This is a genomic window from Sinorhizobium terangae, from assembly GCF_009601505.1.
In the GTDB taxonomy this organism is placed as follows: domain Bacteria; phylum Pseudomonadota; class Alphaproteobacteria; order Rhizobiales; family Rhizobiaceae; genus Sinorhizobium; species Sinorhizobium terangae.
On the sequence record NZ_WITC01000057.1, the window covers coordinates 37314 to 52073 of the forward strand.

Below are 14760 nucleotides of genomic sequence, written 5' to 3' on the forward strand. Positions count from 1 at the left end.
CAAGGCCTTCACCGTCAGCAGGCGTCATCGAAATTGACATTTCTCGCGTAGGACTGTTGCGTACGGTCCCTGCAATGCGGATCACCGCGCATCCAGAGCACTCTCCCTCCGTCTTGATCCGCGCCATCAGCTTGCGGCATGGCACGGTTATGAAAGGATCTCTTCGGCGGTTCGGCGCTCGTCTTTCGTTGGGGCCGTACCGGTACTCGCGGCCATCTGTTTGAGGATGACCGTCAGGCTACCGTGACGCAATCGGAGGCCGCATGACCAGCACTGCTCAGAAACTTTCGCTTGCATACCTGTCCGCGCTCGTCGTCGGCTCCATGGTCGGCGCCGGAATTTTTTCCCTGCCGCGCACCTTCGGCAATGCGACCGGACCGTTCGGCGCGATCGTGGCCTGGTGCATCGCAGGGGCGGGAATGTACACTCTGGCCCACGTGTCCCGGGTGCTTGCGGAATGCAAGCCGGATCTCGACGCGGGCGTCTACGCATATGCGCGGCCGGTTTTGGCGACTATGCCGGCTTCCTTTCGGCCCTCGGCTGGGCTCGTCGGTTGTATTGCGGATGTATTGTACTGGGTGTTGATCAAGGCGATCCTCGGCGCCTTCTTTCCGGTCTTCGGAGACGGCAACACGGTCGCCGCCGTGCTCGTCTCCTCCGTGGCGCTGTGGGGCTTTCACTTCATGATCCTGGGGGGGATCAAAGAGGCAGCAGCCATCAACAGTGTCGTCACCGTGGCAAAGATCGTCCCCATTGTGATCTTCGTCGTCATTCTGCTCGGCGCGTTCGAGGCCGACCTCTTTCGAACCAAGTTCTGGGGCGGCGCGGGCATGCCCGAGGCGAGCCTGTTCGAGCAGGTGCGTGGGACCATGCTGGTCACGGTTTTTGTGTTCATAGGCGTAGAGGGCGCGAGCGTCTATTCGCGCTGCGCCCGCAAACGTTCCGATGTGGGCGTGGCCACTTCACTGGGCTTCGCAGGCGTGCTGGGACTGATGGTGTTGGTAAGCTTCTCCCCTACGCCGCGCTGGAACGACCGGAAATCGCAGGCATGCGGCAACCCTCGATGGCTTCCGTGCTGGAATCCGTCGTTGGGCCTTGGGGCTCCGTTTTTGTCAGTGTCGGTTTGATCGTTTCCGTGCTCGGAGCGTACCTGGCATGGTCGCTGATCTGCGTCGAAGTAATCTTCTACGCCGCCATGAACGGAGACATGCCGCGCGTTCTCGCCAGAGAGAACAGTAACCACGTTCCTGCTGCGGCTCTGTGGCTGACAAACGGAGTGATCCAGCTCTTCCTCGTCAGCACGCTGTTCTCGGAGGACGCGTTCCGGTTGATGGTAAACCTGACGAGCGCGATGGTTCTGGTTCCATACCTGCTGGTCGCGGCCTACGGGTTCCTCGTCGCCCGGCGCAGTGTGACCTATGACAGGCCGGAAGAGCGGCGCCGGGATCTGACCTTCGCAGGTGCCGCCATGGTCTACACAGCGCTCATGATCTATGCAGGAGGTCTGAAGTTCCTGTTGCTTTCCATCATCCTCTACGCACTTGGAACGGTCCTGTTCTTCCACACAAGGCGCGAACAGAAGAAGCCGCTGTTCAACTCTCGGGAATGGCTCGTCTTCATGGCTGCAATGGCCGGATGCTTCTTCGGCATCTACGGTCTCGCGACGGGCTACATCACCCTCTAGATTTCACAGTGCTTTGCGCGTGAACAGGCGCGCGGTGCCGTAGTGCGCACGCGTCTCTTGTGGCGGCATGTCAGCGGACAATCGATTCCCTCTAGGAATTTTGAGGATTACACGCTAACATTGCGCTCGGACAATCCAAGCATGTTATAGAAGTGGTGCCAGGAGCGGGATAACCGCTTCGAGTCATAGGCAAGTTCCACTAGTTCATCCGGCATCACCAGCGGTACCAGATCTGATCGGCGTCCGCACCGGCGCGGACGGCCTCCTACATCGGTCAATCCGGGAGTGGCGCGATGGCGACCAAAGCTGAGCAGAAGCTATCCCTGTTCGCCCTGACCGCGATGGTTGTCGGCTCCATGGTGGGCGCAGGCATCTTCTCGCTTCCGCGGACATTCGGCATCGCGACAGGGCCATTCGGCGCAATCATCGCCTGGTGCATTGCGGGCGGCGGCATGTACATGCTGGCGCGCGTCTTCCAGTCGCTGGCCGAGCGCAAGCCTGATCTTGACGCCGGCGTTTTCGCCTATGCCAAGGAAGGCTTCGGCGATTATCCAGGCTTCCTCTCCGCCTTCGGCTACTGGATCGGTAGCTGCATCGGCAACGTATCATACTGGGTGCTGATCAAGTCCACGCTCGGCAATTTTATTCCCGCCTTCGGCGATGGCAATACTGTGATCGCCATCCTCGTCGCCTCGATCGGAATCTGGCTCTTCCACTTCATGATCCTCAGAGGCATCCAGCAGGCGGCGTTTATCAACATGGTCGTGACCGTCGCAAAGGTCGTTCCGATCATCGCCTTCATCATCATCCTCTTCTTCTTCGTCAAGTTCGACCTCTTCCGGCTCAACTTCTGGGGCGGCGAAGGAATGCCGGAGGCAAACCTCCTCCAGCAGATCCAGGCGACCATGCTGGCGACGGTCTTCGTCTTCATCGGCATCGAAGGCGCGAGCAACTATTCGCGCTATGCTGAGACGCGCTCCGATATCGGTGTGGCCACGATCATGGGCTTCGTCGGGGTCAGCGCCTTGATGGTGCTGGTCACGCTCATGCCCTATGCAGTCCTGCCGCGCGCCGAGATCGCCGCTATGAGCCAGCCTTCAATGGCCGGCGTGCTTGCAGCCGCCGTCGGCCCCTGGGGCGCGGTTTTCATCAGCGCCGGCGTGATCGTCTCGGTGCTTGGAGCCTATCTCGCCTGGTCTCTGGTGTGCGCGGAAGTGCTCTACGTCGCCGCGCGCACGGACGACATGCCCCGGCTTTTCGGCACCGAGAACCAGAACAAGGTCCCGGCAGCGGCGCTCTGGCTCACCAACATCGTCGTCCAGCTTTTCGTCATTAGCACCTACTGGTCGCAAGACGCGTTCGCGCTGATGCTGAATCTGACAAGCGCAATGTCGCTGATCCCCTACATGTTCGTGGCCGCTTTCGGGTTCCTGCTGGCGCGACGCGCCGAGACCTACGAAGTCAGGCCGCATGAACGCAACCGAGACCTGGTCATCGCCAGCATCGCCGCCGTCTACACGTTTTTCATGATTGTCGCGGGCGGCATGAAGTTCGTGCTGCTGTCGGCGCTTCTCTATGCCCCTGGCACGGCCCTTTATTTCTGGGCCAGGCGCGAGCAGGGCAAGCAGATCTTCACCACATCCATTGACTGGCTGATTTTCGCGGCTGCGGTCATCGGCTGCATTGCTGCGGTCATCGGATTGTCCACCGGCTACCTGACGATCTGAAGAAGGAGATGTGCAATGTCTTCTCAAAGCTCGAACCAGCACGCTTTCGGCGTCCACTCCGAGGTTGGCCAGCTGCGCAAGGTGATGGTTTGCGCGCCGGGCCGTGCCCATCAACGGCTGACGCCCAGCAATTGCGACGCCCTCCTGTTCGACGACGTCCTGTGGGTCGACAACGCCAAGCGCGACCATTTCGACTTCATGACCAAGATGCGCGACCGTGGCATCGACGTTGTCGAGATGCACAACCTGCTGACCCAGACCGTTGCGGTCCCCGAAGCCAGGAAGTGGATCCTCGACAACCAGGTCGTTCCGAACCAGGTCGGGCCTGAGCTCGTGGACGAGATCCGCAGCTACCTCGAAGGACTGCCCGACCGCGAGCTCGCGGAGACCCTGATAGGCGGGTTGTCGACCTATGAATTTCCCGAGACGCTTGGCGGCGAGATGCTCGAGCTGATCCGGGACGCTGCTGGCGTCGCGGAGTATCTCCTGCCGCCATTGCCCAACACGCTCTACACGCGCGATACTACCTGCTGGATTTACGGCGGGGTAACGCTCAACCCGCTCTATTGGCCGGCACGCCATGAAGAGACCATCCTCGCCACAGCCATCTACAAGTTCCACCCGGACTTCGCCGGCAAGGTCAATGTCTGGTGGGGCGACCCGACCGGAGACTGGGGTCTCGCCACCCTCGAGGGCGGCGACGTCATGCCGATCGGCAAGGGCAACGTGTTGATCGGCATGAGCGAGCGTACGTCGCGGCAGGCAATCAGCCAGCTCGCGGCGACCCTGTTCGAAAAGGGCGCTGCGCAGCGCGTGATCGTTGCCGCAATGCCCAAGCTGCGTGCGGCCATGCACCTCGACACGGTGTTCACCTTCGCCGACCGCGACTGCGTGCTGATCTATCCGGACATCGTCAACAGCATCGAGGCGTTCTCCTACAGGCCGGGCGACAAGCCGGGCTCCGTCGAGCTGCACAAGGACAGGGGCTCGTTCGTCGAAACGGTGCGGAACGCCCTGGGGCTCAAGGAGATGCGCGTGGTCGAGACCGGCGGCAATGCATATGTGCGCGAACGCACGCAATGGGACAGCGGCGCCAATCTCGTCTGCCTCTCGCCCGGCGTGGTGCTCGCCTACGACCGCAATACCTACACCAATACGCTGCTGCGCAAGGCGGGTATCGAAGTCATCACCATCACCGGGGCCGAGCTCGGCCGTGGACGCGGTGGCGGCCACTGCATGACCTGCCCGATCATCCGCGATGCGGTTGACTACTAAGGCCCGAGTGCACCGCGACGACCTGTGAAAGGCGCCAGCCATGGCGGGAACTCCAATTGGACAAGCGCCGATGAGCGACTCCTCCGGAGAAGGAGTCGATTACGAGCGCCGGGCAAAGTCGCTGCATTCGAGATGGGGGTGGTTTCTCGCCCTGGGTATTGCTCTGGCGTTAGGCGGCGCAGTGGCTGTCGCGCTTCCTGCCGTCTCCGAATTCGCGGCAAGCGTCGTTCTCGGAGCGGTGCTTGTGCTCGCGGGCGTGGCCAAAATGGTCCAGTCCTTGCAGGTCAAGGACTGGAACGGCTTCATCTGGCAGGAATTGACGGGTGCGGTCGAGGTGGTCGGCGGCGTTCTCATCTATTTCAACCCGCTGAAGGGTGCCCTCGCGATCACTCTCCTGATCGCCCTGGTGCTTCTCGTACAGGGTATTCTGCAAATCGCGCTCGCGGCAATCGTGCGGAAGCAGGATGGCTGGCACTGGTTCGCGATTTCGGGCCTGGTTGCGCTGGCAGCCGGCGCGGCACTTGCCTTGAAGCTTCCGCATACCAGCATCTTCCCGTCAGGCACCATTGCCGGCATTTCCCTGCTTGTCGCCGGCGGTGCGTACATTGCCATTGCTCTCACGATACGCAGAGCGCGGCCATGAGGACGTCGCATGACAGCCCTCAGCAATATCGCGCAATCGGAACGGCACGATGATCGGACCTGTTTCTTGCATTCGCCTGATGTTTGCCTGCCTGGCAGGGACCGCGGCCCTCTGCGTCAGTTCGACTTCATTCGCCCAGCAGCAGGGAGCAATGCCGCCCCCGGCCGTCGTCGTCGAGAAGATCGAGGTTCAGCAGGTAAGTAACCCCGCGCGGTTTACGGGCCGTGTCGAGTCGATCGATGCGGTGGATATCCGGGCGCGCGTCACCGGCTTCTTGCGTGCCGTGGCATTCACGGATGGGCAGGCCGTCAAGACCGGAGATACTCTGTTCGAGATCGAGCCGAATCAACTCGACGCCTCGGTCGCTTCGGCACGGGCGCAGCTAGCGCGCGCGGAAGCGACGCGGAAATCCGCTGAGACGACCCTCGCGCGCAATCGCGACCTCTTCGCGCGCAACACCGTATCGCGGGCCGTCCTGGATGATGCCCAGGCCGCATTTGATGTCGCCGCCGCGGACGCGATGGTGGCCGAGGCGGCTTTGAACACTGCTGAACTCAACCTTTCCTATGCCCGCATCACGGCGCCGATCCCCGGCAGTATCGGCCGCGCTATGTTCACGGTCGGCAACCTGGTCGGGCCGGACTCCGGTTCGCTGGCGCGCATCGTCAGCCTCGATCCGATCCGCGTGGCCTTCGCCATGACCGAGGGCCTGCTTGTGACTGCGCGGCAAAAAGAGGCAAGCGGAGGCGGGTGGGATCCGCATGCATTCAAACTCTCGCTCAGTCTCGCGAATGGCACCGAATACGACGAGGCCGGCCGAATCGAGTTCGTCGAGAACGAGGTCGACCCGCAGACCGGAACAGTCACCGCTCGCGCGGTCTTTCCCAATCCTCATCACGTGCTGATCCCGGGGCAGTTCGTCACGCTCTCCATAGAGGAGAAGGAGGTACCCAAGCTGCCGGTGGTGCCGCAGGCGGCGGTGCTGCAGGATCGCGAGGGGCGCTTCGTCTATCTGCTCGGCCAGAACAACACCGTCTCGCAGCGGCGTATCGATACGGGCGCGCGTATCAGCAACGGCTGGGCGGTTACCGCAGGCCTCAACGGCGGCGAGCAGGTCGTCGTGCAGGGAATCCAGCGCCTCGCCGATGGCATGACGGTACAGCCGAGCGAAGGCCAGCCCTTGGGCGGTGGCCCATGATCTCCGATCTGTTCATCACCCGCACCCGGCTGGCGATCGTCATCTCCATCATCATTTCGATCGCCGGTGCGATCAGCATCTTTGCGTTGCCGGTGCAGCAGTATCCCCAGATCACGCCGCCGACCGTGACCGTCTCGACCACCTATCCAGGCGCCAGCGCCGACGTGATCGCCGACGTGGTCGGCGGCCCGTTGGAAACGGCCATAAACGGCGTGGCCGACATGATGTACATGTCGTCGACGAGCTCGAATGCCGGGCAGTATTCGCTGTCCGTGACCTTCGAAGTGGGCGCCGACCCCGACATCGCGCAGGTGAACGTGCAGAATCGGGCGCAACTGGCGATTTCCCAGCTCCCGTCCGCCGTAACCCAGCAAGGCGTATCCGTGCGGTCACGCTCGCCCGATTTCGTGCTCGGCATCGCCTTTTATTCGCCGGGCGACAGGCTCGACGCGCTTGAGATCACCAATTTCGCCGCAACAACGCTCATCGATGCACTCTCGCGCGTCTCAGGCGTTGGCGAGGCCGCCGTCGTCGGCGCGTCGGAATACTCGATGCGCGTGTGGCTCGACCCGACACACATGGATGCGCTCGGCATCACCGCCGGCGACGTGGCAACTGCGATCCAGGGCCAGAATATCCAGGCTTCCCTCGGACAGGCCGGCGCGCCCCCGGCGCAAAAGGGCACGGAGCTGCAATATACTCTGGTCGCTGAGGGGCGTCTTATCAGCGCCGAGCAGTTCGGCGAGATAGTCGTGCGCACGGGTGAGGCGGGCGCGGCGCTGCGGCTCAGAGACATTGCGCGCATCGAACTCGGCGCACGAAGCTATTCATCGAGGGCATATTTCGGCGGGCACGAAGCGGCGATGCTGCAAATCAGCCAGGCACCCGGCGCCAATGCGATCCAGACGGCCAATGCAGTGCTCGCCGAGCTCGAACGCCTTTCGCCGAGATTCCCGGCAGGCCTCGAATACGAAGTCGTCTATGACGCCACCAGGTTCGTCAGGGCAAGCCTGTCGCTTATCGTCGAGATCCTCATCGAGGCTTTTCTGATCGTGCTCTTCGTCACATTCCTGTTCCTGCAGGACTGGCGCGCCACCCTGGTTTCGGCGCTGGCCATCCCTGTTTCGATGCTCGGCGCCATGGCCGTTCTGCTGGTCTTCGGGTACTCGATAAATACGATCTCGCTGCTCGCCCTGGTATTGGCGATCGGACTGGTCGTCGACGACGCGATCCTCGTCGTCGAGAACGTCAAACACGTCATGGACGACGATCCCGATATCGATGCGGCGAGCGCGACCCGCAAGGCGATGCGGCAGATCACAGGCCCGATCATGTCGACGACGCTGGTGCTGCTTGCCGTCGTAACGCCGACCGGATTCCTATCGGGCATAAACGGCCAGCTCTATCGCCAGTTTGCGGTCACATTGTCGGCCGCGCTGGTTCTCTCCTCCATAGTGGCCTTGACGCTCAGTCCGGCACTCAGCGCAATCCTGCTGAGACGCGGACAGGGCGGTTACCGGCGCGGACCGCTCGGCTGGTTTACACGCGGCGTGAACGCTGCGCGCGACGGGTACGGCCGTGCGGTCGCTTTCCTTGTGCGCCTTTGGATCATCCCCCTCGCCGCGCTTGCCGCCTGCTTCCTCGGCGCCTTCCTGCTGTTCACCGCCCTGCCCTCCACCTTTATCCCCGACGAGGATCAGGGCGCACTGTTCATGGACATCCAGCTTCCGGACGCCGCCTCGCTTGATCGAACGCGGGCGATCGTCAATGAGGTCGAGCATGCACTGTCGACCACGGCCGGGGTTCAAAACGTCATCTCCGTCGCCGGCTTCAGCATCTTGCAAGGCACCGCCTCCCCCAGTGGAGCGATGGTGATCGCGGCACTCGGTCCGTGGGATGAGCGCGAGACGCCGGAACTGCAGCTCTCCGCCATCCTTCAAAAGTTGCGGGCGCAATTCTCGATCGTGCCGGGAGCCAACATCGCGGTCTTTGCGCCACCGGCGATCTCCGGGATCGGCGCCGTCGGCGGTCTCGACCTGCGCCTGAAGGCGCTGCAGGGGCAGAGGCCCGAGGAGATCGCCCAGGTGGTGCGCGCATTCGTTTCCGAGATAAACCAGCAGCCGGAAGTCGGCGGTGCGGCGACGACCTTCAGCGCCGACGTACCGCAGATATATGTTGACGTCGACCGGACCCGCGCCGAGGCCCTGGGGGTGAGTGTCGCCGACATCTATTCGACGATCGGCGCGAGCTTCGGTTCTCGCTACGTGAACGATTTCACACTCGAGGGGCGCGTCTTCCAGGTCAATCTCCAGGCCGACGCGAAGCATCGCGCGGATGCGGAGGACATCCTCAATCTCCATGTGCGCAGCCGCACGGGCGCGATGGTGCCGCTCAGAACGGTGGTGTCGACAACGACTGTTCTCGCGCCCTTCGTCATCTCCCGTTACAACCTGTCGGTGGCAGCCCAGATAAACGGGCAGGCCGCGCCCCGCGGCAGCTCGGGAGCAGCCATGGACGCGATCGAACGTGTAGCGGCACAGGAGTTGCCGGCGGGCTACGGGTTCGAGTGGTCCGGCCTGTCGTTTCAGGAACGACGCAGTAGTGGACAGGAGCCGATCATCTTCGGGTTGGCGTTTCTGTTTGCTTACCTGCTGCTGGTCGCGCAATACGAAAGCTGGACGCTGCCGATTGCCGTCATCCTGTCGCTCGGCGCCGCCCTGGTCGGCGCGACCGGTGCGCTCATGCTTTTCGGGCAGCAGAACAGCCTCTATGCGCAGATTGCCATCGTGCTTTTGATCGGTCTCGCATCGAAGAACGCGATCCTGATCGTCGAATTCGCTAAGGAACGCCACGAGGAAGGACAATCTGTCGCCGAAGCCGCACGGCTCGGCGCCGAGCAGCGCTTCCGCGCGGTGATGATGACCGCGGTCTCCTTCATCTTCGGCATCGTGCCGCTCGCGGTCGCGACGGGCGCGGGAGCCGGCGCCGGTCAGTCAGTGGGCGTCACGATCCTGGGCGGCATGGTGGGGGCAACGACGATCGGCCTCTTCATCATCCCGACTTTGTTTGCCGTGATCGAGCGTGTTGCGGAACGGGTTTCCACGCGAACCGTGCGAACGTCGGAACCGCCCGCGACATAGCCGCGCCCTGGAACTGGCGCGGGACCCGCGCCGATGGAAAGAATTGAACCGAACCCGAGGAGGAAGACATGACCACCTACGATTCTGGAACGTCCACGACTCTGTCCGCACCGCCTACCTGGGTTCGTGTCCTGCTCGGGATCGTCCTGGTCCTCGGAGGCATATTCGTGTTGGGCGACGTGGCATTGGCGACGCTGGTCAGTACGCTGCTCATCGGCTTTACGGCGATCGCCGTTGGCGCATTCGAGATTATTCACGCCTTCTGGACGAAGGGTTGGGGCGGGTTCTTATGGCAGATCCTGCTCGGCGTTCTCTACATCATCTTCGGCTGGATGGTGGTGAGCCAACCCATCTCGGGGGCGTTGGTCCTTACCTTGGTCCTCGGGCTAGTGTTCCTGGCTTCGGGCATCGTGCGGGTCATTGTCGCTGTCAGGCATTGGAGCGGTGGTGGCTGGCTGATGCTCGTCTCAGGAATATTCGGCATCCTGTCAGGGCTAGCCATCATAGCGGGCTGGCCGGCGAGCAGTATTTGGGTGCTCGGGCTGCTGCTGGGGATCGACCTTGTTTTCCACGGGCTCGCATGGTTGACCCGCGCGTCGTCACCTTCGACGCAATCCGCATAAAAGAGAGGGCAGCGACCGTCGCCTACAGCGCGGCTTATCTCACCATAAACGTGATGATGCCGGCGTTGGCGATGTCGATGAAGAATGCCGATACCAGCGGCAGAATGATGAAGGCGATTGGCGCAGCGCCGTGCGTCTTCGTCACCGCGGCCATGTTGGCAATCGCGGTTGGGGTCGCACCGAGCGAGATACCGGTGAAGCCCGCCGAAATCACCGCGGCGTTGTAGCTGCGCCCCATGGCCGGGAAAACCACGAACAGAATGTAGGCGACCGCCGTGACCGTCTGCAGTGCCAGCACCACCAGAATCGACAATCCGAGGCCTCTGAGCGTCCAGAGCTGCAGGCTCATGAGCGACATCGCTAGAAAAATGTTCAGCGACAGATCGGATATCAGCGAAAGCGGCCGCGTCCTCGTTGGCCAAGGCAGCCGCGGCGCGACTAGCGGGACCGTGTTGGTCAACAGGATTGCAAAAAACATGCAGATGACAAAAAGCGGGAGCTTTATACCAAGCTCGACGACAAGTTCGTGCAGCAGGAAGCCGCCGATAACCGCGATGTTCATCACAAGCAGCGTTTGCAGCACCGACTGGTAGCTCACCTCGTCAGCGTGCCGATCGGCCTGTTCGTTGGAAACCCCGACGATCAACTCCTCATCCATTTTCCCGTGAAGCGCATTACGGGAGATGAGGTGACGCGCAATCGGCCCGCCCAGAATGCTCGCGATCACGAGCCCGAGTGTCGCACTGGCAATGCCGACTTCCATTGCATTGGCGAGCCCGAAGCGGCTGGAGATCGTGGGTGCCCAGGCAATGGTGGTGCCGTGCCCGCCGACAAGCGAAACCGAGCCGAGCAGGATCGAGAAGCCGGCAGGCAGGCCGAGCAACGCCGTGCCGCCGACAGCGACCACGCTCTGGATGACAAGGAATACGAGCGTCAACGCCAGAAGGACGAGAAACGGCCGCCCGCCGGCAATCAGGTCGGAGACCCGCGCGTTCAAGCCGACGCCGGTGAAAAAGTACAACAGCAGCAGATCACGCGCGCCGAGTGCAAAGCGTATTTCCGTGCCAAAGAATGCGTATGCCATCAATGTCACAAACGCGGAAATCAGCCCTCCGGTCACGGCCTCCGGAATGTTCCAATGGGAAAGGGCCGGAACCGACCTGTTCAGCCGGCTGCCGATGAAGAAAACCAGGATCGATAGGGTGAACGTCAGGAATGCGGGTACCTGCACTACCGGCATATTCTTCCCCCCATGTGGTCGCACTTCAAGGTTGCCTGCGGCGGTCAGATAATCGATTCCCACTAGGAATTTAGAGGAATACACGTTAACATTGCGGCCAGACAGCCTAGGCATGTTACAGAAGTGGTGTCAGAAGCGGATAATCGCTTCAAGTCATAGGCAAGTTCCACAAGTCCATCCGGCATCACGAGCGATACCAGATCTGATCGGTGTCCGAAAACCGGCACGGACGCCCCCTGCATCGGTCAACCCGGGAGTAGCGTGATGGCGACCAAAGCTGAGCAGAAGCTGTTCCTGTTCGCTCTGCCCGCGCCCAAGCTCCGTTCCATGGAGAGTGCAGGCGCCCCCACGCTCCCGCGGACCTTCAGCATCGCGACAGCGCCGTTTGGTGTCATCATCCCCCGACGCATTGCCGGATCTTGCAGAGATTGGCCACCCTCACAAAGGAGCATGCCATGACTCGAAGGATAGTACTCCCGCTCGCACTTGCAACTGTGGCCGCCTTTGCCGCAGGCTGCGCCACTGAACAGAACCAGCGCGGCTTGGGCGGAGCTCTGATCGGCGCTGGAACCGGCGCGGTCGCGGGCCAAGTGATTGGTGGAAACACCACGAGCACGGTCGCCGGTGCGGCCGGCGGAGCTCTTGTGGGGGCTGCGGTCGGGACTGCGACGACCCCGTCCTACAATCGTGGCAACTGCAGATACAGGCAACCGGACGGCACGATCATCATCGCGCGGTGCCGGTAAGACCGTCCTGCCTCGCGCTCGCTGCAATCTCATATCCGGGATGACGGGCGGATTGCCGTTCAGTGCCTCCAGGGACCGACGAGGCGCCCTCTGCATCACCGCGCGTCCAATCCGACGCGCCAAGGTCGCTGTAGCACTTTGAATTGCTGCTTGGCTTTGTCCCGAAATCGCTTCCGATTTAAGCAATAATGCAGTGGCGTATTCGAACACTCTTGCCGTCTCCGCTGATCGGAGCATCACAGTGGGAACGAGCAGCGGGAGCCACGAGGAAGCGATGGCATCTTACGAGACCATGCCGAGCAATGCAGGCGGCGCCCCGGGAAGCCCCCCGACTTCGGTTCGCGTGGTGCTGGGCGGCGTCATGCTGCTGGCGGGATTGGTCGTCCTGGCGGATGCGGCATTTGCGCCGATCGTTACCCCGGCGTTCATCGGAACCGCTGCCATCCTGGTCGGTATATTCGAAATCGTCCACGCCTTCGTGACGAGACAATGGGGTGCCCTGTCGTGGCAGACACTGCTCGGATTTCTTTATATCGCTCTTGGCTTGGCACTTGCCGACGTCGCCGGATCGAGCGTGATACAGGTTCTGGCATCCTTCGTAACCCGGTCTGCACGCACACACGAGCTGTTTCAAACCTACGCGATCGGCCTGCTGTTCATCTTCTCCGGCATCGTCAGAATGCTGCTCAGTATAAGCCACTGGCGTGAGGCAGGATGGACCATGATGCTGTCGGGAGTCTTCGGCGCCGGCGCGGGGTTGGTCATCCTGGCCGGGTTTCCAAAGATGGCTCTTTGGGTCCTTGCGCTCTTGCTCGGGACCGATTTCCTGGCGCATGGCGTGGCGTGGCTGAGATTTGCATATTTCCCTCGGCCGGACAGAGGTGAAGACAACGCGGCACCACCGCCGGCATAACCTGATTGCCGCGATGGTCACTCAGTTGGGTTCTCATAAATGGTGCCTTCGTCAGCTCACAAATCTTCGAACCAGGCGAGCCCCGCCCCTGCTTGCGCAGCTGAGGCACTGACTTTCCGCCGGAGTTCCGTATCCAACCCTCGCCCGAGGGTTATTGCTACTGCCATGGATTCTCAGAACGGCGGGACTGCCTCCTCTCCTATTCCCCGGCTCCCGGCCTCGATACCTTCCGCTCGTCGGATAGACATGCGGCTCCGATCTTGATCGGCTTCCTCGGATGCCCCGCGCTTTTCGTCTGCAGCAGGCCTTCGACAAGGATTTCCGGCCTGCATAATGTCCTTGTCGCGCTTGAGCCACCCTATGCGTACGTACGGGACGCACGATCAGCTTGTGAACAGCGTAGCGCACTGGACGGGGACCAGCACCGTGACAACCGGCTCCATACAGAAATACCGTTCTGACGGACTCACGGATCAGGAAATCCATGAACCGCAGCGGCAGTGCGCTTGCCCCACCAAGGGCGGGCATGTCTGCTGGCTTATCCAGGGACTCGTCCCTGCCGCGATTCGTGGTCAGGAATTCGACGCGGCGCCTTCACCGTTGGGGCTAATGATCCTGAATAAGGTGAGCGCCATCGATAGTGATGGCTTTCGAGTCGCTGAAGGCGGGAAACTGGCGTGAGGACATGGGCATCTGCAACGGCGCTCGTCCGGAGGCACGCATTGCAACAGCTGCAATCAATGATTAAAATGCAATCAATGATTAACGGAGGCTCCCATGGCCAGCATGACGATCCGCAATCTCGACGATAGCCTCAAGCAGCGGCTCAGGCTGCGCGCCGCCGCGCACGGTCGCTCAATGGAGGACGAGGCCCGCGACATCCTGCGCGTTGCGCTGTCGACGAGTGAACGGCAACCGGGTAATCTCGCCGCCGCCATTCGCGCCCGCATCGCGCCGACCGGCGGCATCACGCTCGAAACACCCCCACGCGAGGCGATCCGTGAAGCGCCGGACTTCTCTGCGTGATCATCCTCGACACCAACGTGCTGTCGGAATTGCTGACGCCGTCGCCGTCCGCTGCTGTCGAGGCGTGGCTCGCCGACCAGCCGCCGACGTCGGTGTTCACCACGACCGTCACCGAAGCCGAGATCCTTTGCGGACTGCGGCTTCTATCGGATGGACGCCGCCGGCGCAACCTCGAGGGGGCGATCGTTCCGATCTTTGGCGAGGATCTTGCCGGGCGCATTTTGCCATTCGACAGCGAGGCTGCAGACGCCTATGCCACGCTGGCCGTGGAGCGGCGCACGGCCGGCCGCCCTATCAGCCAGTTCGACGCACAGATTGCCGCGATCGCCCGTTCTCGCGGCGCGGCGTTGGCAACGCGCAATGTCGCGGATTTCGAAGGCACCGGCATTGCCATCATCAATCCCTGGAACCACCAGCTCCCGTGATTTCGGGACGCCGATCGAAGGGAGCACGTTGCCGGTAGGCTCACAGTCGGGAGAAGCCGGACTCAACAGTTCGACGTTGAAATGATCGAGGACCGGCTCCATGTCGGATTTCTCGATCGC

Annotated in this window: 13 protein-coding genes and 1 pseudogene; 12 read left to right on the top strand and 2 right to left on the bottom strand. The window is 62.0% G+C overall.

Annotated features, from left to right (window positions below; translation table 11 throughout):
* Nucleotides 1-263 precede the first annotated feature (263 nt).
* The 8 genes from GHK62_RS34845 (at nt 264) to GHK62_RS14215 (ending at nt 10290) form a co-directional block, all read left to right on the top strand.
* Nucleotides 264-1127 (top strand): amino acid permease, encoded by an 864-nt coding sequence (locus GHK62_RS34845; protein ID WP_268833776.1) that lies wholly within the window; start codon nt 264-266, stop codon nt 1125-1127.
* On the top strand, nt 1064-1684 hold the full coding sequence (locus tag GHK62_RS34850) for an amino acid permease (RefSeq protein WP_268833777.1): 621 nt from the start codon (nt 1064-1066) through the stop codon (nt 1682-1684). The genes GHK62_RS34845 and GHK62_RS34850 overlap by 64 nt, the downstream gene beginning before the upstream one ends.
* 293 nt (nt 1685-1977) lie before the next feature.
* The gene (locus GHK62_RS14190; protein WP_153439806.1) at nt 1978-3411 is read left to right on the top strand and encodes a basic amino acid/polyamine antiporter; all 1434 of its coding nucleotides are present in this window, start codon (nt 1978-1980) and stop codon (nt 3409-3411) included.
* Nucleotides 3412-3426: 15 nt separating this feature from the next.
* Nucleotides 3427-4686, top strand: a complete 1260-nt coding sequence (gene arcA / locus GHK62_RS14195; RefSeq protein ID WP_153439807.1) for an arginine deiminase — start codon at nt 3427-3429, stop codon at nt 4684-4686.
* 70 nt (nt 4687-4756) lie between these two features.
* Nucleotides 4757-5329, top strand: coding sequence for an HdeD family acid-resistance protein (locus GHK62_RS14200; RefSeq protein WP_234886899.1), 573 nt, complete (start codon nt 4757-4759; stop codon nt 5327-5329).
* Nucleotides 5330-5480: 151 nt separating this feature from the next.
* A complete protein-coding gene (locus GHK62_RS14205; RefSeq protein WP_234886900.1) occupies nt 5481-6527 on the top strand; it encodes an efflux RND transporter periplasmic adaptor subunit in 1047 nt (348 codons plus the stop codon).
* A complete protein-coding gene (locus tag GHK62_RS14210) occupies nt 6524-9667 on the top strand; it encodes an efflux RND transporter permease subunit (RefSeq protein WP_153439809.1) in 3144 nt (1047 codons plus the stop codon). Before GHK62_RS14205 ends, GHK62_RS14210 begins: the two co-directional genes overlap by 4 nt.
* 68 nt (nt 9668-9735) lie before the next feature.
* A complete protein-coding gene (locus GHK62_RS14215) occupies nt 9736-10290 on the top strand; it encodes an HdeD family acid-resistance protein (protein WP_153439810.1) in 555 nt (184 codons plus the stop codon).
* Between the two features lie 34 nt (nt 10291-10324).
* On the opposite strand, the gene gltS is transcribed toward GHK62_RS14215, so the two are convergent.
* Nucleotides 10325-11530, bottom strand: a complete 1206-nt coding sequence (gene gltS / locus GHK62_RS14220; protein ID WP_153439811.1) for a sodium/glutamate symporter — start codon at nt 11528-11530, stop codon at nt 10325-10327.
* A gap of 455 nt (nt 11531-11985) precedes the next feature.
* Here gltS and GHK62_RS14225 point away from each other — a divergent pair, with 455 nt between their 5' ends.
* Entirely contained in the window at nt 11986-12276 is a 291-nt protein-coding gene (locus GHK62_RS14225) for a glycine zipper 2TM domain-containing protein (protein ID WP_153439812.1), read from the top strand.
* Nucleotides 12277-12517: 241 nt separating this feature from the next.
* Nucleotides 12518-13189, top strand: coding sequence for an HdeD family acid-resistance protein (locus GHK62_RS14230; RefSeq protein ID WP_380786710.1), 672 nt, complete (start codon nt 12518-12520; stop codon nt 13187-13189).
* Nucleotides 13190-13567: 378 nt separating this feature from the next.
* Here the strand turns inward: GHK62_RS14230 and GHK62_RS35225 are convergent.
* A pseudogene (locus tag GHK62_RS35225) lies at nt 13568-13777 on the bottom strand (GSU2403 family nucleotidyltransferase fold protein); the annotation flags it as partial.
* Between the two features lie 189 nt (nt 13778-13966).
* On the opposite strand from GHK62_RS35225, the gene GHK62_RS14240 reads away from it, so the two are divergent.
* Nucleotides 13967-14215, top strand: a complete 249-nt coding sequence (locus GHK62_RS14240; RefSeq protein ID WP_081161415.1) for a FitA-like ribbon-helix-helix domain-containing protein — start codon at nt 13967-13969, stop codon at nt 14213-14215.
* Nucleotides 14212-14640 carry a type II toxin-antitoxin system VapC family toxin gene (locus tag GHK62_RS14245; RefSeq protein ID WP_184108595.1) on the top strand — a complete coding sequence of 143 codons (429 nt, stop codon included), beginning with the start codon at nt 14212-14214 and terminating at the stop codon, nt 14638-14640. Before GHK62_RS14240 ends, GHK62_RS14245 begins: the two co-directional genes overlap by 4 nt.
* Nucleotides 14641-14760 lie beyond the last annotated feature (120 nt).